The 24,969-nt window shown below is 64.8% G+C and carries 25 protein-coding genes; 6 read left to right on the forward strand and 19 right to left on the reverse strand.

Features of this window, described 5'->3' with window-relative positions; all coding sequences use genetic code 11:
* Position 1 precedes the first annotated feature (1 nt).
* Positions 2-406 (reverse strand): RNA polymerase-binding protein DksA, encoded by a 405-nt coding sequence (gene dksA, locus ACM0M4_RS30800; RefSeq protein ID WP_015649887.1) that lies wholly within the window; start codon positions 404-406, stop codon positions 2-4.
* 112 nt (positions 407-518) lie between these two features.
* On the opposite strand from dksA, the gene ACM0M4_RS30805 reads away from it, so the two are divergent.
* The gene (locus tag ACM0M4_RS30805) at positions 519-935 is read left to right on the forward strand and encodes a hypothetical protein (protein ID WP_003099671.1); all 417 of its coding nucleotides are present in this window, start codon (positions 519-521) and stop codon (positions 933-935) included.
* Here ACM0M4_RS30805 and ACM0M4_RS30810 read toward each other — a convergent pair.
* Positions 913-2,106, reverse strand: a complete 1,194-nt coding sequence (locus tag ACM0M4_RS30810) for an N-acetylmuramoyl-L-alanine amidase (protein WP_003114144.1) — start codon at positions 2,104-2,106, stop codon at positions 913-915. The two genes, ACM0M4_RS30805 and ACM0M4_RS30810, sit on opposite strands and share 23 nt — an antisense overlap.
* 99 nt (positions 2,107-2,205) lie before the next feature.
* Between ACM0M4_RS30810 and folE2 the strand changes: the two genes are divergently transcribed.
* From folE2 to ACM0M4_RS30825, 3 genes are read left to right on the forward strand one after another with little or no spacing between them, the layout of a single operon-like run.
* Positions 2,206-3,102 (forward strand): GTP cyclohydrolase FolE2, encoded by an 897-nt coding sequence (gene folE2 / locus ACM0M4_RS30815; RefSeq protein WP_003099665.1) that lies wholly within the window; start codon positions 2,206-2,208, stop codon positions 3,100-3,102.
* Positions 3,099-3,659, forward strand: a complete 561-nt coding sequence (locus tag ACM0M4_RS30820; protein ID WP_003099663.1) for a hypothetical protein — start codon at positions 3,099-3,101, stop codon at positions 3,657-3,659. The genes folE2 and ACM0M4_RS30820 overlap by 4 nt, the downstream gene beginning before the upstream one ends.
* 2 nt (positions 3,660-3,661) lie before the next feature.
* Entirely contained in the window at positions 3,662-4,999 is a 1,338-nt protein-coding gene (locus tag ACM0M4_RS30825) for a dihydroorotase (RefSeq protein WP_003097095.1), read from the forward strand.
* A gap of 44 nt (positions 5,000-5,043) precedes the next feature.
* On the opposite strand, the gene ACM0M4_RS30830 is transcribed toward ACM0M4_RS30825, so the two are convergent.
* From ACM0M4_RS30830 to cfaB, 5 genes are all read right to left on the reverse strand, one after another.
* On the reverse strand, positions 5,044-6,288 hold the full coding sequence (locus tag ACM0M4_RS30830; RefSeq protein WP_023129362.1) for a serine hydrolase domain-containing protein: 1,245 nt from the start codon (positions 6,286-6,288) through the stop codon (positions 5,044-5,046).
* An 86-nt stretch (positions 6,289-6,374) separates the two neighbouring features.
* Entirely contained in the window at positions 6,375-6,773 is a 399-nt protein-coding gene (locus tag ACM0M4_RS30835; RefSeq protein ID WP_003099655.1) for a DUF1850 domain-containing protein, read from the reverse strand.
* Complete coding sequence (locus tag ACM0M4_RS30840) at positions 6,770-8,794, reverse strand: TRAP transporter permease (protein ID WP_003099653.1); 2,025 nt, start codon at positions 8,792-8,794, stop codon at positions 6,770-6,772. The genes ACM0M4_RS30835 and ACM0M4_RS30840 overlap by 4 nt, the downstream gene beginning before the upstream one ends.
* A gap of 74 nt (positions 8,795-8,868) precedes the next feature.
* A complete protein-coding gene (locus ACM0M4_RS30845) occupies positions 8,869-9,828 on the reverse strand; it encodes a TAXI family TRAP transporter solute-binding subunit (protein ID WP_003097103.1) in 960 nt (319 codons plus the stop codon).
* Between the two features lie 163 nt (positions 9,829-9,991).
* The gene (cfaB, locus tag ACM0M4_RS30850) at positions 9,992-11,176 is read right to left on the reverse strand and encodes a C17 cyclopropane fatty acid synthase CfaB (RefSeq protein ID WP_003099645.1); all 1,185 of its coding nucleotides are present in this window, start codon (positions 11,174-11,176) and stop codon (positions 9,992-9,994) included.
* A 237-nt stretch (positions 11,177-11,413) separates the two neighbouring features.
* Here cfaB and ACM0M4_RS30855 point away from each other — a divergent pair, with 237 nt between their 5' ends.
* Both ACM0M4_RS30855 and ACM0M4_RS30860 read left to right on the forward strand, forming a co-directional pair.
* A complete protein-coding gene (locus tag ACM0M4_RS30855; RefSeq protein WP_003099642.1) occupies positions 11,414-12,037 on the forward strand; it encodes an HAD-IB family phosphatase in 624 nt (207 codons plus the stop codon).
* A 351-nt stretch (positions 12,038-12,388) separates the two neighbouring features.
* The gene (locus tag ACM0M4_RS30860; RefSeq protein ID WP_023129361.1) at positions 12,389-13,594 is read left to right on the forward strand and encodes an MFS transporter; all 1,206 of its coding nucleotides are present in this window, start codon (positions 12,389-12,391) and stop codon (positions 13,592-13,594) included.
* Between the two features lie 63 nt (positions 13,595-13,657).
* On the opposite strand, the gene glmS is transcribed toward ACM0M4_RS30860, so the two are convergent.
* The 12 genes from glmS to atpB form a co-directional block, all read right to left on the reverse strand.
* Positions 13,658-15,493: a glutamine--fructose-6-phosphate transaminase (isomerizing) gene (gene glmS, locus ACM0M4_RS30865; protein ID WP_003097120.1), complete on the reverse strand. Its 1,836-nt coding sequence runs from the start codon at positions 15,491-15,493 to the stop codon at positions 13,658-13,660.
* Between the two features lie 15 nt (positions 15,494-15,508).
* The gene (locus tag ACM0M4_RS30870) at positions 15,509-16,282 is read right to left on the reverse strand and encodes a DeoR/GlpR family DNA-binding transcription regulator (RefSeq protein WP_009316056.1); all 774 of its coding nucleotides are present in this window, start codon (positions 16,280-16,282) and stop codon (positions 15,509-15,511) included.
* A 67-nt stretch (positions 16,283-16,349) separates the two neighbouring features.
* Complete coding sequence (locus ACM0M4_RS30875; RefSeq protein ID WP_003097125.1) at positions 16,350-16,859, reverse strand: M23 family metallopeptidase; 510 nt, start codon at positions 16,857-16,859, stop codon at positions 16,350-16,352.
* A 13-nt stretch (positions 16,860-16,872) separates the two neighbouring features.
* Positions 16,873-18,237 carry a bifunctional UDP-N-acetylglucosamine diphosphorylase/glucosamine-1-phosphate N-acetyltransferase GlmU gene (glmU, locus tag ACM0M4_RS30880; RefSeq protein WP_221345459.1) on the reverse strand — a complete coding sequence of 455 codons (1,365 nt, stop codon included), beginning with the start codon at positions 18,235-18,237 and terminating at the stop codon, positions 16,873-16,875.
* A gap of 120 nt (positions 18,238-18,357) precedes the next feature.
* Complete coding sequence (locus ACM0M4_RS30885) at positions 18,358-18,783, reverse strand: F0F1 ATP synthase subunit epsilon (protein WP_003097128.1); 426 nt, start codon at positions 18,781-18,783, stop codon at positions 18,358-18,360.
* Positions 18,784-18,824: 41 nt separating this feature from the next.
* Positions 18,825-20,201, reverse strand: a complete 1,377-nt coding sequence (atpD, locus tag ACM0M4_RS30890; protein WP_003097130.1) for a F0F1 ATP synthase subunit beta — start codon at positions 20,199-20,201, stop codon at positions 18,825-18,827.
* Between the two features lie 30 nt (positions 20,202-20,231).
* Positions 20,232-21,092 carry a F0F1 ATP synthase subunit gamma gene (gene atpG, locus ACM0M4_RS30895; protein ID WP_003097132.1) on the reverse strand — a complete coding sequence of 287 codons (861 nt, stop codon included), beginning with the start codon at positions 21,090-21,092 and terminating at the stop codon, positions 20,232-20,234.
* A gap of 50 nt (positions 21,093-21,142) precedes the next feature.
* Positions 21,143-22,687, reverse strand: coding sequence for a F0F1 ATP synthase subunit alpha (gene atpA / locus ACM0M4_RS30900; protein WP_003097134.1), 1,545 nt, complete (start codon positions 22,685-22,687; stop codon positions 21,143-21,145).
* Positions 22,688-22,705: 18 nt separating this feature from the next.
* Positions 22,706-23,242 carry a F0F1 ATP synthase subunit delta gene (locus ACM0M4_RS30905; RefSeq protein ID WP_003097135.1) on the reverse strand — a complete coding sequence of 179 codons (537 nt, stop codon included), beginning with the start codon at positions 23,240-23,242 and terminating at the stop codon, positions 22,706-22,708.
* Between the two features lie 11 nt (positions 23,243-23,253).
* A complete protein-coding gene (locus ACM0M4_RS30910) occupies positions 23,254-23,724 on the reverse strand; it encodes a F0F1 ATP synthase subunit B (RefSeq protein WP_003100235.1) in 471 nt (156 codons plus the stop codon).
* A gap of 57 nt (positions 23,725-23,781) precedes the next feature.
* Positions 23,782-24,039, reverse strand: coding sequence for a F0F1 ATP synthase subunit C (atpE, locus tag ACM0M4_RS30915; RefSeq protein ID WP_003097235.1), 258 nt, complete (start codon positions 24,037-24,039; stop codon positions 23,782-23,784).
* Positions 24,040-24,088: 49 nt separating this feature from the next.
* Entirely contained in the window at positions 24,089-24,958 is an 870-nt protein-coding gene (gene atpB, locus ACM0M4_RS30920; protein ID WP_003100237.1) for a F0F1 ATP synthase subunit A, read from the reverse strand.
* Between the last annotated feature and the right edge of the window lie 11 nt (positions 24,959-24,969).

Raw genomic sequence — 24,969 nt, forward strand, 5'->3', positions numbered from 1 at the left:
TTCAGTTGTGCCGCACGTGGCGTTCGCGCTTCTCCTGGCGCTCTTTCGCCTCGATGCAGAGGGTGGCGGTGGGACGCAACAGCAGGCGGCGCAGGCCGATCGGCTCGCCGGTTTCCTGGCACCAGCCGTAGTCGCCGCGGGCCAGGCGCTCCAGCGCTTCGTCGATCTTGTCGAGCAGCTTCTTCTCCCGCTCCAGCAGGCGAAGTTGCCATTGCCGCTGTTCCTCGCGGGAAGCCAGGTCGGCCTCGTCGCTGGGGCGTTCGAGATCGCGCAGCTCGCCGAATTCGCCTTCGATGCGCGCCTGAAGTTCCTGGCGCTGACGCAGCAACAGGTCGCGGAAGAAGTCCTGCTGGGTTTCGTCCATGTAGGCAGCGTCGGGCTGGGCAAGCAGTTCCTGTTCGGTCATGGGCTGAACCTGGGAAATTTAAAACGTTATACTATAACAATTAACACCACAATCGATGGCCCGCCAATCGCCTTCCGGCTACCCTGGGCCCACGTCATCCCGGGATCCACCGATGCGCCGCGTCCTCCGCCTTTACTGCCTGGCCCTCCTGCTGCTCGCTCCGGCGGCACAGGCGCAGGGCTTTCTTCCCGGCACCCGCCCGGCGGAATGCGCCTACCTGCGTACCGTTCTGGCCTGCATGGATCGGCTGGGCAACCACTACAGCGTCGCCACCGGCGGCAACGACACCTGGCTGCGCGGCTACGACGCGGCGAGCGGACGACGCTGGGCCCAGACCAATACGCGCTACGGGCGCCTGACCTTCTTCAGCGGCATCGCCAGCGATGGGGAAATCTGGGTCGGCCTCAGCCGCAACATCGGCTGGACCAGCATCAGCCGCCTGAGCAGTTCATCGGGCCAGCGCCAACGCCTGACCTGCGGGCGGGTCAGCGGCTGCAGCGAAGGCCCTAGCCGGGAGGCTGCGCGCTGAGCGCCGCCAGGTAGCTGCCGGCGGGAGGGCGTTGCCGGAAGTAGCCCTGCACGCCAGCGAAGATCGCCTCGGCCAGGCGCTGGCGATGGCGTTCGTCCATCAACCGGCGACAATCGCCGCGATTCGAGATGAAGCCGGTCTCCACCAGGATCGAAGGGATGTCCGGCGACTTGAGCACGGCGAAGCCGGCCTGCTCGACACGCTTCTGGTGCAGCGCGGTGACGTCCGACAACTGGCCGAGAACGCTGTGGCCGAGGTCCAGGCTGCTGGCGATGGTCGAACTCAGGGCCATGTCGAGGATCACCCCGGCGAGTACCTTGTCGCGGCCCTGTAGCGGCAGGTTGCCGCTGTTGCCGATCAGGTCGGCGCCGTTCTCGCGCTCGGCCATCCAGCGCGCCATGGTCGAGCTGGCGCCATGCTCGGAGAGGGCATATACCGACGCGCCGGAGGCGGTCAGTCGCGGCGCCGCGTCGGCGTGCACCGAAACGAACATGTCGGCGTTGTAGCGCCGGGCCACTTCCGGCCGCTTGCGCAGCGGGACGAACACATCGCCGTTGCGCACCAGGCGCGCCTTGAAGCCTTTCTCACGGTCGATCCGCCGCGCCAGCAGGCGGGCGATGGCCAGCGCCACGTCCTTTTCGCGCTCGCCCTTGCTACCGACCGCGCCGGGGTCCTTGCCGCCATGGCCGGCATCGACCACCACGAGGATGTCGCGGCCCGTCGAGGGTAGCGGGCGGGCCAGCGCCAGCATTGGCTCGGGGGGCGCCGCCAGCGCCTGTGGATATAGGTCTAGGACCAGGCGATGGCCCTTTCCCGCCTGCGGTTCCAGGGCGAAGCTGCGCGGCCTGACCGCTTGGCGCAGATCGAGGACGATGCGCGTCCCGCCGCCACCCAGTTGGCCACTGCGTATGGCGCGCACGGGGCCGTCCAGCGGTAGCTCGGAGAGCGTTGCGAGCAATTGCGCGTCGGGCAGGTCGAGGATCAACCGCTCGGGGGCCTGCAGGGAAAAGGTTCGATAACGCGGCGGGCCGTCCAGTTCCAGCACCAGGCGCCAGCTTTCCGAGGAATTCCAGGCCCGGGCCTGGCGGATTCGTACATTGGCGCTGGCGGCCAGGAACGGCTGGAGGGCCAGGCCGGCGAGCAGGCTTTGCAGGAGACGACGGCGCTTCATCGACGAAATACCCGATTGCAAGGGTCGGCATTAGCTAATACGTTATATTATAACATTCAAGCCATTTCCAGGCCTTGCCTACCCTTCTTCGAGTTCTCCATGAATGCCTTGACGCTTCCCGATATCGCCCGCCAGACCACCACCGCCGATCTTCCCCTGGACTGGGTCGGCATGCAGGGCATCGCCCTTCCCGTGCAGATCGGCGGGCAGAGGGTCGCCGCCGAAGCCGATGCCGGTGTCAGCCTGGACGACCCGCAGGCCCGCGGCATCCATATGTCGCGCCTCTACCTGGCGCTGGCCGAACTGGAACAGGGCGAGCTGGACCTTTCCTGCCTGCGCGCCGTCCTGCAACGCTTCCTCGACAGCCACGCCGGCCTGTCGCGTCGCGCCTACCTGCGCCTACGCCTCGCGCCGCTGCTGCGGCGTCCGGCGCTGGTCAGCCCGCTGAGCGGCTGGAAACGTTATCCACTGGTGCTGGACACGCGCCTGGAAGGCGATGACTTCCAGGCCGAAGTCCATCTCGAGCTGACCTACTCCTCGACCTGCCCCTGTTCGGCGGCACTGGCCCGGCAATTGATCCAGGAGCGCTTCGACCAGGACTTCGCCGGACAGCCGCTCGATCATGCCAGCGTGCTCGCCTGGCTCGGCAGCAGCGCCGGCATCGTCGCCACCCCGCACAGCCAGCGCAGCAGCGCGCACCTGCGCATCGGCCTGGCGGAAGACTGCATCGGACTGCCCCTGGAAGAGCTGGCGGATCTCGGCGAAAGCGCCCTCGGCACCGCGGTGCAGACTGCGGTGAAACGCGCCGACGAGCAGGCCTTCGCCCTCGCCAACGGGCAGAACCTGATGTTCTGCGAGGACGCGGTGCGCCGGCTGCACCGCGCCCTGCAGGGTTATCCACAGGCGAGCCGGTTCTCCATACGGGTCGTCCATGCGGAAAGCCTGCATGCCCATGACGCCGTCGCCGAAAGCCATTGGCAGCGAGGTGCAGCATGATCCGCAAGAATCCCTCCGGCGACCTGCCGGTGATCGACGAATCGGCCTATGTGGACAAGACCGCGATCATCTGCGGCAAGGTGATCATCCAGGCCAACGTCTTCGTCGGTCCCTACGCAGTGATCCGTGCCGACGAAGTCGACGCCGACGGCGGCATGCAACCGATCGTGATCGGCGCCAACTCGAACATCCAGGACGGCGTGGTGATCCATTCCAAGTCGGGTGCCGCGGTGACCATCGGCGAGCACAGCTCCATCGCCCACCGCTCCATCGTCCACGGTCCTTGCGAAGTCGGCGACCGGGTCTTCATCGGCTTCAACAGCGTGCTGTTCAACTGCCGGGTCGGCGATGGCTGCGTGGTCCGCCACAACGCGGTGGTCGACGGCTGCGACCTGCCAGCGGGTTTCTACGTACCGTCCACCGAGCGCATCGGTCCGCGCACCGACCTGGCGAGCATGCCGCGGGTCAGCGTTTCCGCCAGCGAGTTCTCGGAAGACGTGGCGCGCACCAACGTCGACCTGGTACGCGGCTACAAGTCGCTGCAGAACGAGTTCTGAACATGCAAAGCCTGCTGATCCGCAATGCCCGGATGGTCAACGAGGGGCAGGTACGCGAAGGCGATCTGCTGGTCCGCCACGGTCGCATCGAACGCATCGCCGGCTGCCTGGAAAACTGCGGCGCCAGCCGGGAGATCGATGCCGCCGGACGCTACCTGCTGCCGGGAATGATCGACGACCAGGTGCACTTCCGCGAGCCGGGTTATCCACAGAAGGGCTCGATCGCCAGCGAATCCCGCGCCGCCGTGGCGGGCGGCATCACCAGTTTCATGGACATGCCCAATACCCGCCCGGCGACGCTGAGCCTCGAAGCGCTGGCGGAAAAGAAGCGCCTCGCCGCCGCCCATAGCGTGGCCAACTACGGTTTCCACTTCGGCGTCAGCCGCGACAACCTCGACACCGTGGCCGCCCTCGATCCACGCGAGGTCGCCGCGGTGAAGGTGTTCATGGGCGCCTCCACCGGCGACATGCTGGTGGACGACCTGCCGACCCTGGAGCGCCTGTTCGCCAGCGTTCCGACCCTGCTGCTGAGCCATTGCGAAGACACGCCGCGGATCGAAGCCAACCTGGCGCGCTGGCGACAACGCTTCGGTGAACGTATTCCGGCAGCCGCCCACCCGCGCATTCGCGACGCCGAGGCTTGCTACCGTTCCACCGCCCTGGCGGTGGAACTGGCGCAACGACATGGCACGCTGCTGCATGTCCTGCACTTATCCACAGCGCGTGAACTGGCCCTGTTCGAGGACAAGCCGCTGTGCCAGAAACGCATCACCGCGGAAGTCTGCGTCCACCATCTGCTGTTCGACGACAGCGACTACGCCCGCCTCGGCCATCTGCTCAAGTGCAACCCGGCGATCAAGAGCCGCGAGGACCGCGACGCCCTGCGCAGGGCGCTGGCCGGCAACCGCCTGGACGTGATCGGCACCGACCACGCGCCGCACGCCTGGGCCGAGAAGCAGCAGGCTTATCCACAGGCGCCGGCCGGCCTGCCACTGGTCCAGCATGCGTTGCCGGCACTCCTGGAGCTGGTCCGCGAAGGCTGGCTGTCGCTGGCCACCCTGGTGGCGAAGACCAGCCACCGGGTCGCCGAACTGTTCGCCATCGCCGATCGCGGTTTCCTCCGCGAAGGTTACTGGGCCGACCTGGTGCTGGTCAGCGAACTGGAGCACCCGGCGCTGGCCAGCGCCATGCCGCTGCTGTCGCGCTGCAACTGGACGCCGTTCCGCCACCGGGCATTCCACCATCGGATCGATACCACCATCGTCTCCGGGCAACTCGCCTGGCACGCGGGACGCCTGTCCGACGATTGCCAGGGACTGCCCCTGCGGTTTTCCCGCTGAAGTCTTGTCCACAGCCTGCTGTGGATATCCGTTAGCCCACGGCCCTAGCGCAGGGCTTTCACCGCCGCGCCAAGGAAGGCATAGGTCTCCTCCTCGCGATCGTCCATCTCCGGCTTCGGCCAGGCGCTCCAGACCACCGCCACGATCTTCTCCTTGCGGTTGATGTAGAGGTACTGGCCGAAGATGCCCTGGGCTTCGAAGGCCCCGCCGTCATGCTCGGGCAGGGCCTTGGCGCCCACCGGGAAGGTCCACCACTGGTAGCCGTAGCCGAGCGCGTATTCGCCATCGTAGAGCTTGCCCGGGGCCAGGTGGGAAGAAGCCTCGACGCGACTGGCACGATCGACCCAACCTTCGGGGAGGATACGTTCGCCATCGATCACCCCGTCCTCGAGGACGAACTGGCCGAAGCGGCCATAGTCGCGCAGGGTCGCGCTCAAGCCGCTGCTGCCGATCTCTTGCCCGGCCGGCGATTCCAGTTGCCAGAAGCCGTCGCTCTCCATGCCCATTCGCGCCCAGATCCGCTCGGACAGGTAGTCGCTCACCGGAATGCGGGTCGCCGCGTGCAGCAGCTCGCTCTGCAGGTGCGACTCGCCGGTGCTGTAGGTGAAGTGGGTACCGCTCGGGTACTGCCGCGGCAGACTCGCCAGCAGCCGCAGGATGCCACCGGGACGTTCGGCGAGCTGGGCGTCGAACATCTGCCGGCGGTCGGACTTCGGATCGCGATAGGTCTCGTTCCAGCGGACCCCGGAACTCATCTGCAGGACCTGCTCCACCGTCACCCCCTGGTAGGCGGAGCCGGCCAGGCTCGGCAGGTACTTGTCCACAGGCTGGTCGAGAGCCAGCAGGCCCTGCTGCACGGCGGCGCCCACCAGGGTCGCGGAGATCGACTTGACCACCGAGAACGAGGTCCAGCGCGTGCGTTCGTCGTTGCCCAGGCCGTAGCGCTCCAGGGCGACCTTACCATCCTTGAGGACCAGCACCCCGCCAACGCGGTTGCGCCGCATGAAATCGTCGACGCCGTATTCCTCGCCGCCGATCCGGTAGCGCGGCGCGATGGCCACACCCGCCGGCAGCGGACGGACCTTGGTCCCCTTGTGGATAACCCGGGTCGGATAGACCTTGTCCATGTTCCGGTAGGTGTCCGGCTGGTATTCCGGGATCAGTTCATAGAGATCGGCGGCACGGCCGATCCGCGGGTTTTCCACAGCCGCGTCGGCGCCGGCCGAGCCGCTTGCCGAGACGAACAGCGCCAGCAGGGCCGGCCGGAAGACTGATATACAGCTACGCATGGACGTTTTCCTTATGACCGGAAGCAGCTCCGGCTTCGTCGTTTTTATGGATGTGGACTGGCGTCTCACGGTTATCCACAGGACGTTCAGTCGCTCGGGTCCCGTATCGGACACGCCCAGAGTTCGACCGCCGGGCGCTCAGGGTCCGGCGGACCGATCCAGCGCGCCAGCGCATCGCAGCGCCCCTGACGGCAGATCCGGTAGTCGCCGGCCTCCGGTGTGCGCCCCAGCCGCAACGGTTGCAGCGGCGGCACCCCACGGTGGTAATGCCAGGCGCCGTCACGCAGCACGGCGCCCTCGGGAATCTCCATCCCCGCCCCGCTGCCCCGCACCCGGGCCTCTTCCAGCAGCAGGCCGCGCTCACTCAGGCGATAGTCTTCTTCCCAGAGCACCTTCTCGACCGTGTGTTGCCAGGCCAGGGTGAACGACTGCAGCGGCAGCGTCGCCCAGACGCTGCCGGCCATGCCCAGACACAGCGCGATCACGCCACCGCCTCGCGCGCACGCTGGCGCCAGAGGTGCCAGCCGATCACCAGCGCGCCGAGGACGAAGCCCAGCTCGTCGCTGATCGGCAAGGCCAGGACCAGGCTGGCCCCCGCGGCGAACGCCACCAGGCGCTCCCACCAGGCCAGCGGCCCCTGCAGGTAGCCGATGGAAGCCATGCCCCACAGGCCGATGGCCAGCACCGCCTTGCAGGTGACATAGAGCGTCGCCCCCCAACCGCCTTCCTGCAGCATCAGCGCCGGGGAATACACCGCCATGAACGGCACCACGAAACCCGCCAGGGCGATGCGCACCGCCCAGAAGCTGATCTTCAATCCCCTTTCCTTGGCGATCGGCGCGGCCGCGAAACAGGCCAGCGCCACCGGAGGGGTGAGGTCGGCGAGGATGCCGAAGTAGAAGACGAACATGTGCGAGACGATCAGCGGCACCCCCAGTTCCAGCAGCGCCGGCGCGGCGATGGAGCTGGTGATGATGTAGTTGGGGATGGTCGGGATGCCCATTCCCAGGACCAGGCAGGTGACCATGGTCAGGACCAGCGACAGCAGCAGGTTCTCCCGTCCCAGGTCGAGCACGTAGCTGGCGAAGGTGGTGGCGATGCCGGTCAGCGAAATCACCCCGATGATGACTCCCACCAGGGTGCAGGCGATGCCCACCGGGATCGCATGTCGCGCACCTTCGGCGAGGGCGCGGACGCAGATGCGCAGGGTTTCCCGGCCGCCACGGACGAACCAGCAGGCCAGGGCCAGGGCCGCGATCACGACGAAGATCACTCCGATGCCGAGGCGGAAGAACCCCGCGCAGAGCAGCCCCAGCGCCACCCAGAAGGCGATGCGCAGGCCGAGCGAGGACACCCGCAGGATGATCGCCGAACCGAGGATGACGATGGCGGTCAGCGCCAGGCCGATGGTTCCGGAGAACAGCGGCGTGCGCCCGGAGAACAGCAGCGCGATCAGCACCAGCAACGGAATCAGCAGGAACCAGCGCTCGCGGACGGCACCCCAGGCGCTGGGACACTGATCGCGCGGCAGGCCCTTTAGATCGGCCCGGCGGGCCTCGAGGTGGACCATCCAGTACACCGAGCCGAAATACAGCAGGGCCGGGATCAGCGCCGCCTTGGCGATCTCCACGTAGGGGACGTTGATGGTCTCGGCCATGATGAACGCCACCGCCCCCATCACCGGCGGCATCAGTTGGCTGCCCATGCTCGCGGTCGCCTCGACGCCGCCGGCGAACGCCGGCTTGTAGCCGAAACGCTTCATCAGCGGGATGGTGAACTGTCCGGTAGTGACCACGTTGGCCACGCCGGAGCCGGTGATGGTGCCCATCAGCGCCGAGGAGAATACCGAGACCTTGGCCGGCCCGCCGACCCGGTGACCGAACAGGCCCATGGCGAAATCGGTGAACAGGCGGATCATGCCGGCCTGCTCGAGGAAGGCGCCGAACAGGATGAACAGATAGATGTAGGTGGCCGATACGTAGGTCGGCGTGCCGTAGAGACCTTCGGTACCGAACGACAGCTGGTTGACGATCTGGTCGAAGCCGTAGCCGCGGTGGGCCAGGTCGCCCGGCAGGTGTTCGCCGAACAGGCCATAGGCAAGAAACAGCGCGCAGATGATCGGCAAGGCGATGCCCATCACCCGTCGCGCCGCCTCGAAGACCAGGACGATCAGCACCACGCCGACGACCATGTCGGCCTGGGTCAGCTCTCCGGAGCGCTGGATCAGGTCGCCCTCGAAAACCCACTGGTAGACCGCCGTGCCCAGGCCGGCCATGCCCAGCAACCAGGCCAGCGGCTGCCAGGGGCGACCTATGCCGAAGGCGGGATAGCTGATGTACACCACCAGCAACAGCAGTCCGACGTGCATTGCCCGCAGGACCTGGGTGGAAATCAGGGGAAAGGCCGCGGTGACGACCTGGAACACGGAAAAGGCCAGGGCCACGGCGAACAACGCGCGCGGCCAGTTTTCCGCCTCAAGATGCAGCCCGTTCTGATGATCGCTCATGCATCGACTCCCTACAGCCGGAAACGCGGGGAACCCGGTCCGCCGCACGGACCGGGGCTACGGAGAAACGGGCCTCACTCGGGCAGTACGCCCTTCTCCTTGTAGAAGCGCTCGGCGCCGGGATGCAGCGGAATCGGCAGGTTCTTCGCCGCCTTGTCCAGGGCGATGTCCTTGGCGGCAGCATGGGCGGTGACCAGGCGCGGCAGGTTGTCGAACATCAGCTTGGTCATCTGGTAGGCGAGCTCGTCGCTGACCCCGGAGTGGCTGACCAGGATATTGTCGATCGCCACCGTCGGCACGTCCTGCTCCTGGCCGTCGTAGGTGCCGGCGGGAATGCTCGCGGCGTGGTAGGCCGGGCTGTCGATCTTCGCCACCACGTCCGCCGGGATCGCGACGAAGGTGATCGGCATGGTCGAGGCCAGGTCGCGGATGGCCGCCATGCCCAGGCCGGAGGATTGCAGCGTAGCGTCGAGCTGGCGGTTCTTGATCAGCTCCACCGACTCGGCGTAGGGCAGGTACTCCACCTTGCCCATGTCCTCGTAGCTCAGGCCGGCGGCCTTGAAGATCGCCCGGGCGTTCAGCTCGGTACCGCTCTTGGGCGCGCCCACCGAAATGCGCTTGCCTTTCAGGTCGGCCAGGGTCTTGATGCCCGAGGCTTGGCTGGCCACTACCTGGATATAGTTCGGATAGGTATTGCCGATAGCCCGCAGCTTCTTCAACGGCGCCTTGAAGCCGGCGTCGGCGACCCCGTTCCAGGCGTCGGCGACCGAGTCGCCCAGCGCCAGCGCCAGTTCTCCACGCCCGGCCTGCAACAGGTTGAGGTTCTCGACCGAAGCCTTGGTGGCCTGCACCGAGGTTTTCGCGCCCTGGATATCGTGCCCATAGATCTGCGAGAGGCCGACCCCTATGGGGTAATAGACCCCGCTGGTGCCGCCGGTGAGGATATTGATGAAGGTCGGCGCGGCAAAGACCGCGGTACTGAAGGTCACCGTTGCGGCAAGCGTGAAAAGACCGAAGCGTCTGCTCAGCGACATGGGAAGTCTCCTGTTCTTATCGTTGTTGTCGCGCTGTCGCGGAAGCGTCCCGGCTTCCTTCGACCGCGCAGGACTTCGTGCAGACTAGACCGCCCCGCCACGCAGGACAATCAGCAAGGACCGATTGCGCGACCGGCTCCGCAAGGGAGCCGGTCGCCGGCGTTCAGGCGTACAGGTCGCGCCGCGACCAGGGCAGCTCGTGGGAGCCATCCTCGTGGGGGCGAATGGCGAGGATCTGGTGCAGGTTGATCCAGCCGCGCTTGAAGCCGTAGGCGCATCCGGCCAGGTACAGCCGCCAGATCCGCAGGGTTTCCTCGGGCACCAGGCGAGCCGCCTCCTTCAGCCTGGCTTCCAGGTTGGCGCTCCAGAAGTCCAGGGTCCGGGCGTAGTGCAGACGCAGGCTTTCCACGTCGACTACTTCCAGCCCGGCTTCGCTCATCCGCGCCACCGCCAGCGACAGGTGCGGCAGCTCGCCGTGGGGAAACACGTAGCGATCGATGAAGTCGCCGGCCCCCTTGCCAACCGGGCGGCCGTCGGTGTAGCGCGAGGTGATGCCGTGGTTCATCACCAGGCCGCCGGGACGCACCGCATCGTACAGTTGCTGGAAGTACAGCCCCAGGTTGGCGTGCCCGACGTGCTCGAACATGCCGACGCTGACCACCTTGTCGAAGCGGCCATCGCGCGGCAGGTCGCGGTAATCCAGCAGCTTGAGGGTGACCCGGTCCTCCAGGCCTTCGGCCTTGACCCGCTCCCGGCCGAGCGCCAGCTGCTCCTTGCTCAATGTGATGCCGGTGACCTCGACGCCGAACTCGCGAGCGGCCAGGCGCGCCAGCCCCCCCCAACCGCAACCGACATCGAGCAGCTTCTCGCCCGGCTGCAAACGCAGCTTGCGGCACAGGTGACGGAGCTTGGCCAGTTGCGCGGTGGCGAGGTCTTCCTTGCCGGTCTCGAAATAAGCGCAGGAATAGACCATTTCCGGATCCAGCCAGAGCTGGTAGAAGTCGTTGGACAGGTCGTAGTGGTAATGGATGGCTTCGGCGTCGGTGTCCTTGTCATGGCTTTCGCGAACCGGCGGCGCGCCGCCATCGGGTTCGCCGAGCGCTTCGCTGAGGGCATCGCCGATACCGATGACCTGGCTGATCGGTCCTTCGATGTCGAGACGCTTCTCGACGTAGGCCTTGCCCAGCGCATCGAGGCTGGGATGGGTGATCTCGGTTAGCAGCGAGGGGTCGCGAATGACCATGGTTACCTGTGGATCCGGCCCCAGATCGAACGCCTGAGCATCGCCGATGCGGATCCGCAACGGCAGTTGCAGGGACAGCAACTCAGAGGGGAGCTGTGCAATCATGCCAAACCTCCTGGTCACAAGACGGGAACACTATAGTCCAGTACCTGATAGAGTTTTGCTATCGACTACTTAGCCTCCTATCTATCGATGCAAAACCCCTGAGCACTCCGATTCAGGTTAGCAGCCAGTCTGCCCATGGATAGTTGACAGTTCTGATATACAAACTTTCCCTTGCTGCAATAACGGAATGACGCATACACCCTGTCAAAGGAAGCGGAAGCGACATAAGGAATGCCGATGAACGAGACCGTATCCCTCGAAACACGCGAAGTACGCTTTCTCTCCGTGTTCGACTTCGACGGTACCCTGACATACCGAGACAGCTTCGTGCCCTTCCTGCGTTTCGCCTTCGGCAACCGGGTGTTCGTCCGCCGCATGCTGCGCATGGCAGGACCCAGCCTGGCCTATCTCTGCCGGCGTATCGACCGCGACGACCTGAAGGCGCGCCTGATCGCCACCTTCCTCACCGATGTGCCCGTACATGTGCTGGAAGAGCGGGCGCTGGCCTACCAGAACCGCTTCTGGGAAACACTGATGCGTCCCCACGCATTGACCGCGGTGGCCGACCAGGTCAGCAGCGGCAGCACCGTGACCATCTGTTCCGCCTCCCCTTCGCTGCTACTCAGGCCGTTCGCCGAGAAGCTCGGCGTGCACCTGATCGCCACCGAGCTGGAAGTGGTAGACGGCGTACTGACCGGCAGGATCGTCGGCCGCAACTGCCGGCGCGACGAGAAAGTCTGCCGCCTGGAGCGGCACTACGGTCCGCTGACCCAATACTCCCTGCGCGCCTGGGGCGACTCGCGCGGCGATACGGAACTGCTGGCGGCGGCGCTGGAGCGCTTCTGGAAACCGTTCCGCTGACCGGTTGCCGGACATGGTCTGATCCGAGTATCAATCCAAAGTGGGAGCGAACGTCGCCATATCCGGCAGGAGTGCAAAATTCGGCTAACGTTCCGGTAGGATAGTTTCTCCAGCACTCCCCAGCCCCGAGCGGATTCCGGGGAGAGCCGCTTGAGGCGATACGCCGAAGCCTTCTTCGAAATCGTGCACTGGCCCCCAGAATCTCCCTCCGTTCTCTTCTTTTCTCCCCGCCGTTCCCGCACCAGCCACACAACCATCCCCTCCATAGCCCGAGCGGTTCAGCCCTGGCGCCGGCTCCGCGAGCCGGCGCCCCCTTGGCGTTCGTCCGCTCATTCAGCCAAAGAGAACATCATGAACCAGAAAATTTCCCCGCCTTCACAGAAGCTCGACGGCTTGTTCCTGCTGGCCCTGTCGATGGCCGTGTTCTTCATCGGCGTGACCGAGTTCATGCTGTCCTCCATGCTCGGGCCGCTGGCGCAGGCGTTCCACACCACCACCAGCGGCGCCGCCTGGCTGATCTCCAGCTACGCGTTCTCCTATGCGATCGCCGCGCCGTTGCTGGGCTACTTCTCCGACCGCATGCAACGCAGGAAGCTGCTGCTGCTCGCCCTGATCCTCTTCGCCGTCGATACCCTGGCCATCGTCATCGCCCCGACCCTGGAAATTGCCGTTGTCCTGCGGGTAATCGGGGGCATCGCCTCGGCAATCATCATCCCGACCACCTTCGCCCTGGTCGCGGAGGTGGTCGCCCCGCAAAGACAGGCCGGTGCCATGGGCCAGGTGATGCTCGGCATGACCCTCGGCATTGCCGCCGGCCCGGCACTGGCCGGCCTCCTCTCGGACTTCTTCGGCTGGGCGACGCCCTTCCTGATGGTCTCGTGCGGTTGCGTGCTGGTCTTCCTGATGGCGCGCCAGCGCCTTCCCGTGCAAGCCGTGGCACCGCGCGCCGAGGGCCACGCGCTGGGCTGGTGCAGGCAATGGAGCATCCTCAGGCCACTGATCGCCAAGGGGGCCTGGAACGGCACCGGGGTCGCCGGCCTGCTTCTCTCGGGAGAGGTGCTGCGCCAGCGCTACGGCTTCAGCACCGCGCAGATAGGCGTCAGCATCGCCGCCTTCGGCGTGGGCCTGGCCGTGGGCAACCTCGCCGCGGGTTACCTGCGGCGCTACCTGAAGCGCGACGAAGACATGCTCCTGCTGGTGCTGGCGCTCCTGGTGCTATCGATGTCGACCTTCATGCTCCTGCCGCTACCGTTGCCCGTGGCGCTCTTCTGCCTGGGCGCCTGGGGCACCGCGCTGGGCCTGGGCGCGCCGGCGGGCACGGTGGTACTCGCCTCGCGCTCCGGGCCGGACAAGGGCATGGTGCTGTCGTTCGCCGAGACGTTCAACAACATCGCCATTCTCGCCAGCGTGCCCCTGGCTGTGCGACTGCTGGAGCTGAAGGGGCCGCCCACCACCCTGTGGGTATTGGGCATCGGCCTGGGGATCGGCGCCTGGTTCACCGTGCTGGACTGGTTCGCCAGCCGCAGGAGCGACGAGGCGCTGCCGTTGCGCGATTGACGGCGGGCGTCGCGATCGCCGGGGCCGCATGCCTGCCCCGGCTTCTCGGGTACGCGGCCGGCGTTACTCGACGGTGACCGACTTGGCCAGGTTGCGCGGCTGGTCGACGTCGGTGCCCTTGAGCACGGCGACATGGTACGAGAGCAATTGCAACGGGATGGTGTAAAGGATCGGCGAGAGCACGTCGCCGATGTGCGGCATGCCCACCACATGGGTGCCCTCGCCGGCCTCGATGCCCGCGCCTTCGTCGGCGAACACCACCAGTTCGCCGCCGCGGGCGCGGACTTCCTGCAGGTTCGACTTGAGCTTCTCCACCAGCTCGTTGTTCGGCGCCACGGTAACCACCGGCATGTCGCTGTCCACCAGCGCCAGCGGGCCATGCTTGAGTTCGCCGGCCGGGTAGGCTTCGGCATGGATATAGGAAATTTCCTTGAGCTTCAGCGCGCCTTCCAGGGCCACCGGGAACTGCGCGCCACGGCCGAGGAACAGGGTGTGGTGCTTCTCGGCGAATAGCTCGGAAACCTTCTCCACCGTCCGGTTCATCGCCAGCGCCTCGCCCAGCCGGGTCGGCAGGCGACGCAGTTCGTCCACCAGCTCGGCTTCGACGCCATCGGCCAGGCGCTTCTGCACCTGGCCGATGCCCAGGGTCAGCAGCAGCAGGGCGACCAACTGGGTGGTGAAGGCCTTGGTCGAGGCCACGCCGATTTCCGGGCCGGCCTGGGTCAGCAGGGTCAGGTCGGATTCGCGCACCAGCGAACTGGTGGCAACGTTGCAGATCGCCACGCTGGAGAGGAAGCCCAGCTCCTTGGCGTTGCGCAGGGCAGCCAGGGTGTCGGCGGTCTCACCGGACTGGGAGATGGTGACGAACAGGCAATCCGGCTGCACCGCGACCTTGCGGTAGCGGAACTCGCTGGCAACCTCCACCTGGCAGGGAATCCCGGTCAGGCTTTCCAGCCAGTAACGGGCGACCATGCCGGCGTGGTAGCTGGTACCGCAGGCGACGATCTGCACGTTGCGAACCTTGGCGAACAGCTCCGCCGCCTGCGGGCCGAAGCTTTCCACCATTACCTGGTTCTGCCCGAGGCGGCCTTCCAGGGTGCGCTGCACGACGCTGGGCTGCTCGTGGATTTCCTTGAGCATGAAGTGCCGGTACTCGCCCTTGTCGGCGGCTTCGGCGCCTTCGTGGTACTGCACGGTCTCGCGCTGCACGTCGTTGCCCTGGACATCCCACAGGCGCACGCTGTCGCGACGGATCTCGGCGATGTCGCCTTCTTCCAGGTAGATGAAGCGATCGGTCACCTGGCGCAGCGCCAGTTGGTCGGAAGCGAGGAAGTTCTCGCCAAGCCCGAGGCCGATCACCAGCGGGCTGCCGCTGCGGGCGGCGACGATGCGGTCCGGCTGCGCCGCGCTGATCACTGCCAGGCCATAGGCCCCGTGCAATTCCTTGACCGCGTCCTTCAGCGCCAGGGTCAGGTCGCCGATGGACTGCAGCTTGTGATGCAGCAGGTGGACGATGACCTCGGTGTCGGTCTGCGAGGTGAACACGTAGCCCAGGCCCTTGAGCCGCTCACGGAGAGGTTCGTGGTTCTCGATGATGCCGTTGTGCACCACCGCCAGTTCGTCGCTGGAGAAATGCGGGTGGGCGTTGCCTTCGGTTGGCGCGCCGTGGGTCGCCCAGCGGGTATGGGCGATGCCCAGGCGGCCGAGCAGCGGCGTACCGGCCAGGCCTTCCTCCAGGCTGGCGACCTTGCCGACCCGGCGGCAGCGCTGCAGCCTGCCTTCGTTATCGAAGACCGCCACGCCGGCGCTGTCGTAGCCGCGATACTCGAGGCGCTTGAGGCCTTCGATGAGGATGGGGGTGATGTTGCGCTCGGCGATCGCGCCTACGATTCCACACATGGGGTCTTTCTCCTTTCAGGGCTCGACCGGGGCGCAGATCAGCGTGACGCCCCGGGCGGTTATCTTTTCGCGCGCGGAAGGTTCCAGGCGCTCGTCGGTAATCAGGGTATGGATGCTGCTCCAGGGCAATTCCTGGTTGGGAATGCGCCGACCGACCTTGTCGGCCTCGGCCATGACGATCACCTCGCGGGCGACCTCGGCCATCACCCGGCTCAGGCCCAGCAATTCGTTGAACGTGGTCGTCCCGCGTTCGAGATCGATGCCGTCGGCACCGATGAATAGTTGGTCGAAGTCATAGGAACGCAGCACCTGCTCGGCAACCTGCCCCTGGAACGACTCGGAATGCGGATCCCAGGTCCCCCCGGTCATCAGCAGCACCGGCTCGTGCTCCAGTTCGCGCAGGGCGTTGACCACGTTCAGTGAGTTGGTCATCACCACCAGGCCCGGCTTGTGCCCGAGTTCGGGGATCATCGCCGCGGTGGTGCTGCCACTGTCGATGATGATCCGCGCATGCTCGCGGATGCGCGCCGCGGCGGCGCGACCGATAGCCTGCTTGTAGGGCGAGACGGGCTGTGCGGCTTCGCCGATCAGTTCCTGCGGCATCGGCACCGCACCGCCGTAGCGACGCAACAGCAGGCCGTGGCTTTCCATGGCGGCGAGGTCCTTGCGGATGGTCACTTCCGAGGTGGAAAAGCGCTTGGCGAGTGCGTCCACGCTGACCTCGCCCTGCTCGGAAAGCAGCGCGAGGATGGCATGGCGACGTTGCGGCGTATTACGTTTCGAGATCACTTAAGTTTCGTTTCGAAAGAAAAGTGTGCGAATCAAAACTTATCCGGCGATTCCCGTCAATGACTTTTCATCGGCTCGGCAGCACCGTATTGGGATCGAGGTAGAACATTTTCTTCCAACCCTGGGTGCTGGCGTCGGCCAGCCAGGGATAGGGCAGCAAGGTGATGATCGCGTAGTGCAGGTGGGCCGGCTTGCCGCGCGCGTTGCCGGTGGTTCCGACCGCACCCAGGCGGGAACCGGCGAGGACCGGCTGGCCCGGATAGGCGTCGAGGCTATCGAGATGGGCGTAGTAATGCAGGCGCCACTTGGGCGCCAGCACCAGGACGACCTTGCCGCCGAGGGCGATCTCCCCGCGATAGAGCACCAGGCCGTAGCTGGCGGAGCGTACGGGGGTGCCGCTGCGGGCGAAGATGTCGATGCCCTTGTGCACTCCGGAGCGCCCCCAGGGCTCGAACCAGAAGGTTCGCGGATTCCAGTCGCGGGCACTGGCGCCTTCGACGGGTATCCGCGGCCATTCGGGTAGCACCGCCCCGGCTATGAGCAGCCCCAGCACGATCCATTTCGCAGGCTTCGGCATCCGTGCCGCTCCGTTACTTCTTGATTTTTTCCGGGCGCTTCCAGTTTTCCAGGTTCTTCTGCCGGGCGCGGCCGAAAGCCAGGTTCTTCGCCGGAACCTCATGGGTGATGGTGGAGCCGGCCGCGGTCGTCGCGCCATCGCCAATCTTCAGCGGCGCCACCAGCGAGTTGTTCGAGCCGATGAACACATCGTCGCCCAGCTCGGTGCGGAATTTGTTCGCGCCATCGTAGTTGCAGGTGATGGTGCCGGCGCCGATATTGCAGTTGGCGCCCAGCTCGGCATCGCCCAGGTAGCTCAGGTGGCCGGCCTTGCTGCCCTCGCCCAGGCGGGCATTCTTCAGTTCGACGAAGTTGCCGACATGGGCCCGAGCGCCGAGCACGCTGCCCGGACGCAGGCGGGCGAACGGACCGGCATCGCTACCCTCGCCCAGCTCCGCGCCTTCCAGGTGGCTGTTGGCCTTGATCACCGCGCCACGCCGCAGGACGCTGTCGCGAATCACGCAGTTCGGTCCGATGCGCACGTCGTCCTCGATCACCACGCGGCCTTCCAGCACCACATTGACGTCGATCAGCACGTCGCGGCCGACCGAGATTTCGCCACGGACATCCAGGCGCTGCGGATCGAGCAGGGTCACGCCCTGGCACATCAGCTCCTCTGCGCGCAGGCGCTGGTAGTGACGCTCCAGCTGGGCCTGTTGCATGCGGTCATTGACGCCCTGCACTTCCATCGCGTCCAGCGGTTGGGCGCTGGCCACCACCAGGCCGTCGCCGACCGCCATGGCGATCACGTCGGTCAGGTAGTACTCGCCCTGGGCGTTGTCGTTGGACAGGCGGCCGAGCCAGTCGGCAAGGCGCTTGCCCGGCACCGCGAGGATGCCGGTGTTGATCTCGCCGATCTGGCGCTGCGCCGGGGTCGCGTCCTTGTGCTCGACGATGGCCTGCACCGCGCCCTGGTCGTCACGGACGATGCGGCCGTAGCCGGTGGGGTCGAGCATGTCGACGGTGAGCAACGACAACTGGTCCGGGGTGACTTGCGCCAGCAGGCGCTGCAAGGTGTCCAGCTGGATCAGCGGCACGTCGCCGTAGAGGATCAGCACCTGGTCTGCACTGAGGAACGGCAGGGCCTGGGCCACCGCATGGCCCGTACCGAGCTGTTCGGCCTGGAGCACGAAATTCAGGTCGTCGGCGGCCATCCGCTCACGCACCAGATCCGCGCCGTGGCCGATCACCACGTGGATCCGTTCCGGCTGCAACTGGCGCGCGCAGTCGATGACGTGGCCGAGCATCGGCTTGCCGGCAATGGGATGGAGGACCTTGGGCAGGGCCGAACGCATGCGGGTGCCCTGGCCGGCGGCGAGAATCACGATTTCAAGGGACATGGACTGGACTACCGTTCCTGGTGGTCACAGGCAAAACCTGTGAGTGAAGATGCAAAACGAAAAAAGGGTAGCCCACAGGCTACCCTTTTCCCTGACACCGCTAGAAGTACCGGCTGGAAATCAGCCGCCGAACTTCTTGCGCAGTTGCTGGACGGTGCGCAGCTGGGCTGCGGCTTCGGCCAGACGCGCGGCAGCGGCGCTGTAGTCGAACTCGGCACCCTTGCCCTGCAGCGCCTTTTCGGCAGCCTTCAGGGCTTCCTGGGCGGCCGCTTCGTCGAGGTCGCCGGCACGAACCACGGTGTCGGCGAGGACCTTGACCATGTTCGGCTGGACTTCGAGGAAACCGCCGGAGATGTAGTACACCTCCTGCTCGCCGCCCTGCTTGACCAGGCGGATGGGGCCCGGTTTCAGGTCGGTGATCAGCGGCGCGTGGCCCGGGGCGATACCCAGGTCACCCAGAGCGCCGTGCGCGATAACCATCTCGACCAGGCCGGAGAAGATCTCCGCCTCGGCGCTGACGATGTCGCAATGGACTGTTATGGCCATACGCTTGCCTCACATGAGCGCCCGTCGCCGGGCGCACAGGATTACAGTTTTTTGGCTTTCTCGACCGCTTCTTCGATACCGCCGACCATGTAGAACGCCTGCTCCGGCAGGTGATCGTAGTCGCCGTTGAGAATGCCCTTGAAGCCAGCGATGGTGTCCTTCAGGGAAACGTACTTGCCCGGCGAGCCGGTGAAGACTTCCGCTACGAAGAACGGCTGGGACAGGAAGCGCTGGATCTTACGAGCGCGCGCCACCAGCAGCTTGTCGGCTTCGGACAGTTCGTCCATGCCCAGGATCGCGATGATGTCCTTCAGCTCCTTGTAGCGCTGCAGAACATACTGGACGCCGCGAGCGGTGTCGTAGTGATCCTGGCCGATCACCAGCGGATCGAGCTGGCGAGAGGTCGAGTCCAGCGGGTCGACCGCGGGGTAGATACCCAGCGAGGCGATGTCACGGGACAGTACGACGGTCGCGTCCAGGTGGGCGAAGGTGGTCGCCGGGGACGGGTCGGTGAGGTCGTCCGCGGGAACGTATACGGCCTGGATCGAGGTGATCGAACCTTTCTTGGTGGAGGTGATGCGTTCCTGCAGAACGCCCATCTCTTCGGCCAGGGTCGGCTGATAGCCCACCGCGGACGGCATACGGCCCAGCAGTGCGGACACTTCGGTACCGGCGAGGGTGTAACGGTAGATGTTGTCGATGAACAACAGAACGTCACGGCCTTCGTCACGGAACTTCTCGGCCATGGTCAGGCCGGTCAGTGCGACGCGCAGACGGTTGCCCGGCGGCTCGTTCATCTGGCCGTATACCAGGGCTACCTTGTCCAGTACGTTGGAGTCCTTCATCTCGTGGTAGAAGTCGTTACCCTCACGAGTACGCTCGCCCACACCCGCGAACACGGAATAACCGCTGTGCTCGATGGCGATGTTACGGATCAGTTCCATCATGTTGACGGTCTTGCCCACGCCGGCGCCGCCGAACAGGCCTACCTTGCCGCCCTTGGCGAACGGGCAGACCAGGTCGATCACCTTGATGCCGGTTTCCAGCAGCTCGTTGCCGCCAGCCTGGTCGGCATAGGACGGAGCTTCGCGGTGGATGCCCCAGCGCTCTTCTTCGCCGATGGGACCGGCTTCGTCGATCGGATTGCCCAGTACGTCCATGATCCGGCCCAGGGTCGCTTTACCGACCGGCACGGAGATGGCAGCACCAGTGCTGTCCACGTTCAGGCCACGCTTGAGGCCTTCGGTGGAACCCATCGCAATGGAACGAACCACGCCGTCGCCCAGCTGCTGCTGGACTTCCAGGGTGGTTTCAACGCCCTGAACCTTCAGGGCTTCATAGATGCTCGGCACGGCATCGCGCGGGAATTCCACGTCGATCACGGCGCCGATGATTTGAACGATACGTCCGCTACTCATGTCTGGTTCCTCTGAATTTTGAACCTGTTCTTACACCGCGGCAGCGCCGCCGACGATTTCCGAGATTTCCTGGGTGATCGCCGCCTGACGCGCCTTGTTGTAGATCAGCTGCAAATCGCTGATCAGCTCGCCGGCGTTGTCGGTAGCGTTCTTCATTGCAATCATCCGGGCCGCCTGCTCACAGGCGTTGTTCTCAACCACGGCCTGGTACACCTGGGATTCCACGTAACGCACCAGCAGCCCGTCGAGGAGCGACTTGGCGTCGGGTTCGTAGAGATAGTCCCAGTGGTGCTTCAGCTCCTGATCGTCATCGGCCACCAGCGGAATCAGCTGTTCCACGGTCGGCTTCTGGGTCATGGTGTTGACGAACTTGTTGGAGACCACGAACAGGCGATCGATACGGCCTTCGAGGTATGCGTCGAGCATCACCTTGACACTGCCGATCAGGTCGTTGATCGAAGGCTCTTCGCCGAGGTGGCTGATAGCTGCCACGACGTTGCCGCCGAAACTGCGGAAGAACGAAGCGCCCTTGCTACCGATCACGCAAAGGTCGATTTCCGCCCCTTGCTCGCGGTAGCCGCTCATGTCCTTGACGAGGGACTTGAACAGGTTGATGTTCAGACCGCCGCACAGACCACGGTCACTGCTCACCACGATGTAGCCGACGCGCTTGACTTCACGCTCGACCATGAACGGGTGACGGTATTCCGGGTTGGCGTTGGCCAGATGGCCGATCACCTGGCGAATACGCTCCGCGTAGGGACGGCCGGCCGCCATGCGCATTTGTGCCTTGCGCATCTTGCTCACCGCCACTTTTTCCATGGCATTGGTGATCTTTTGCGTGCTTTTGATGCTCGCAATCTTGCTGCGAATCTCTTTTGCGCCTGCCATTTGACACCTATCGGGTTAGCAGGCGGGAGCCTCGCGGCTCCCGCTGCGGCTTACCAGGTTTGGGTGGCCTTGAACTTCTCGATGCCGGCCTTGATGCCCGCGTCGATTTCGTCGTTGAAGTCACCTTTCTCGTTGATCTTCGCCAGCAGAGCGGCATGCTCGCGCTGGAAGTAGGAGATCAACGCCTGCTCGAAGCTACCGACCTTGGCGATTTCGACGTCCTGCAGGAAGCCACGCTCGGCGGCATACAGGGACAGCGACATCTCGGCGATCGACATCGGCGCGTACTGCTTCTGCTTCATCAGCTCGGTAACGCGCTGACCATGCTCCAGCTGCTTGCGGGTCGCTTCGTCCAGGTCCGAGGCGAACTGGGCGAAGGCCGCCAGTTCACGGTACTGGGCCAGAGCGGTACGGATGCCGCCGGACAGCTTCTTGATGATCTTGGTCTGGGCCGCGCCACCTACGCGGGATACCGAGATACCGGCGTTGACGGCCGGACGGATACCCGAGTTGAACATGGCGGATTCCAGGAAGATCTGGCCGTCGGTGATCGAGATCACGTTGGTCGGAACGAACGCGGAAACGTCGCCGGCCTGGGTCTCGATGATCGGCAGCGCGGTCAGCGAGCCAGTCTTGCCGGTCACGGCGCCGTTGGTGAACTTCTCGACATACTCTTCGGAAACGCGGGAAGCGCGCTCCAGCAGACGGCTGTGGAGATAGAACACGTCGCCCGGGTAGGCTTCGCGGCCCGGCGGACGGCGCAGCAGCAGGGATATCTGGCGATAAGCCACGGCCTGCTTGGACAGGTCGTCGTAGACGATCAGGGCGTCTTCACCGCGATCGCGGAAGTATTCGCCCATGGTGCAACCGGAGTACGGCGCCAGGTATTGCAGGGCGGCGGACTCGGAAGCGCTGGCGGCGACCACGATGGTGTTGGCCAGGGCACCGTTCTCTTCCAGCTTGCGTACGACGTTGGCGATAGTGGACTGCTTCTGGCCGATGGCCACGTAGACGCACTTAATGCCGCTGTCTTTCTGGTTGATGATGGCGTCGACCGCGAGGGCGGTCTTGCCGATCTGGCGGTCGCCGATGATCAGCTCGCGCTGGCCACGGCCTACCGGGATCATGGCGTCGACCGACTTGTAGCCGGTCTGTACCGGCTGGTCTACCGACTTACGCCAGATCACGCCCGGAGCGACCTTCTCGACCGCGTCGGTGGCCTTGGCGTCGATCGGACCCTTGCCGTCGATCGGATTGCCCAGTGCGTCGACTACGCGACCCAGCAGTTCCGGACCGACCGGAACCTCCAGGATGCGCCCGGTGCACTTGGCGTTCATGCCTTCGGCGAGGCCCTGGTATTCACCCAGGACCACGGCACCCACGGAATCCTGCTCCAGGTTCAGCGCCATACCGTAGACGCCGCCCGGGAACTCGATCATCTCGCCGTACATGACGTCGGCCAGACCGTAGATGCGCACGATACCGTCGGACACGCTGACGATGGTGCCTTCGTTTCGTGCTTGGGAGGCGACGTCGAGTTTCTCGATGCGCCCCTTGATGATTTCACTAATTTCGGAAGGATTGAGTTGCTGCATGCCGCTGCCCCTTCAAACTCAAGATTTCAACGCTTCGGCCAGTTTCGCGAGCTTGCCGCGCACCGAGCCATCGATTACCAAGTCACCGGCGCGAATGATCACGCCGCCGATCAGGCTCGCGTCTTCCGACGCATGTAGCCGCACTTCGCGACTGAGCCGGGCGCTGAGAGCCTTGGCGAGTTTGTCCTGCTGTTCTTTGCTCAAGGTGAAGGCACTGGTGACTTCTACCTCGACCGACTTTTCCTGCTCGGCCTTCAACTGCTCGTACATCTCAGCGATGGTCGGCAGCAGTTCGAGCCGCTTGTTCTCAGCCACAGTCCGGACGAAGTTCTGGGCTGGTGCATTCAGCTTGTCGCCGCACACATCGATCAGGCTCTGGGCCTTGGCCGAAGAGGTCAGCTGAGGCTCTTTGAGCAGCTGGCGCACGGTGTCGTCCTGCGACACTGCGGCCAGCACACCCAGCGCAGCCGACCAATCGGCCAGTTGCTGATGAGCCTGGGCGTACTCGAAAGCCGCCTTTGCGTAGGGACGAGCCAACGTGGTCAGTTCTGCCATAGCGCCCTCGCTTAGATCTCGGCTGCCAGTTTGGAAACCAGCTGCTCGTGCGCGTTTGCGTCGATCGAAGCACCCAGGATCTTCTCTGCGCCGGTGACGGCCAGGGCACCCACTTGGGCACGCAGGGCGTCCTTGACGCTGTTCAGTTCCTGTTCGATTTCCGCTTGGGCCTGGGCCTTCAGGCGTTCGCCTTCGGTACGGGCCTGGTCGCGGGCTTCATCGACGATCTGGTTAGCGCGTTTCTTCGCCTGTTCGACGATTTCGGCTGCCTGAGCCTTGGCTTCGCGCAGTTGCTGGCCCGCTTTCTCATGAGCCAGCTCCAGATCACGAGCCGCGCGGTTGGCAGCGTCCAGGCCGTCAGCGATCTTCTTCTGACGCTCTTGCAGAGCCGCGATGACCGGAGGCCACACGAACTTCATGCAGAACAGCACAAAGATGAAGAACGCAACGGACTGGCCAATCAGGGTTGCATTAATGTTCACGCCAACACCTCGCTCGTTCGTTGTCCGTCAAACACTCAAATCGAATGATTCGAGTGATTAGCCGGCGATTTGACCAACGAAGGGATTCGCGAAGGTGAAGAACAGGGCGATACCCACACCGATCATGGTCACGGCGTCCAGCAGGCCGGCGACGATGAACATTTTCACCTGCAGCATCGGAACCATTTCAGGCTGACGAGCTGCGCCTTCCAGGAACTTGCCACCCAGCAGACCGAAACCGATGGCGGTACCCAGGGCACCCAGGCCAATCAGCAGAGCAACGGCGATAGCAGTCAGTCCAACTACAGTTTCCATTTTTCCTCCCGACTTTTTGTCGTGTTGGTTAAAGGTTGAAGCGAATCGATTAATGGTTGTCTTCGTGCGCCATCGACAGGTAGACGATGGTCAGCATCATGAAGATGAAGGCCTGCAGGGTGATGATCAGGATGTGGAACACAGCCCACGCCCAGTTCAGGGCTACGCCCAGGGCACTCAGCAGGAACATTCCGCTACCGAACATGACGGCGATCAGAATGAAGATCAGTTCGCCGGCATACATGTTGCCGAACAGACGCAGCGCCAGCGAAACCGGCTTGGCGATCAGGGTCACGAACTCGAGCAGGAAGTTCACCGGAATCAGCAGGATCTGAACGACGATGTTCTTGCTGCTGAAGGGGTGCAGGGTCAGTTCACCGAGGAAGCCGCCGATGCCCTTGACCTTGATGCTGTAAAAGACGATCAGGGCGAACACCGAGATCGACAGGCCGAGGGTGGCGTTCGGGTCGGTGGTGGCCACCGCGCGGAAGAACAGGTGCTCGTCGCCGGTGATCTTCGCGGCCAGCATCGGCAGGTAGTCCACCGGTACCAGGTCGATCAGGTTGAGCAGGAAGATCCAGACGAACACGGTCAGGGCCAGGGGCGCGATCAACGGGTTACGCCCGTGGAAGGTGTCCTTGACGCTGGTGTCGACGAACTCGACCATCACCTCGACGAAGTTCTGCAGTCCACCCGGCTGGCCGCTGGTGGCCTTCTTGGCCGCCAGGCGGAAGATGAACAGGAACACCACGCCGAGCAGTACCGACCAGCCCAGGGTGTCTACGTGGAATGCCCAGAAGCCCATTTCCTTGGCTTGCTCGGCGGTGTGGGCGAACCCCCAATCACCATTAGGCAGACGCCCGAAGGTCAGGTTCTGCAAGTGGTGCTGGATGTAACCCGAAGCGGTTTCTGCTGCCATGTTTGCCTCAA

The sequence above is a fragment of the Pseudomonas sp. 18-147 genome, assembly GCF_051048045.1.
Classification (GTDB): Bacteria; Pseudomonadota; Gammaproteobacteria; order Pseudomonadales; family Pseudomonadaceae; genus Pseudomonas; species Pseudomonas aeruginosa.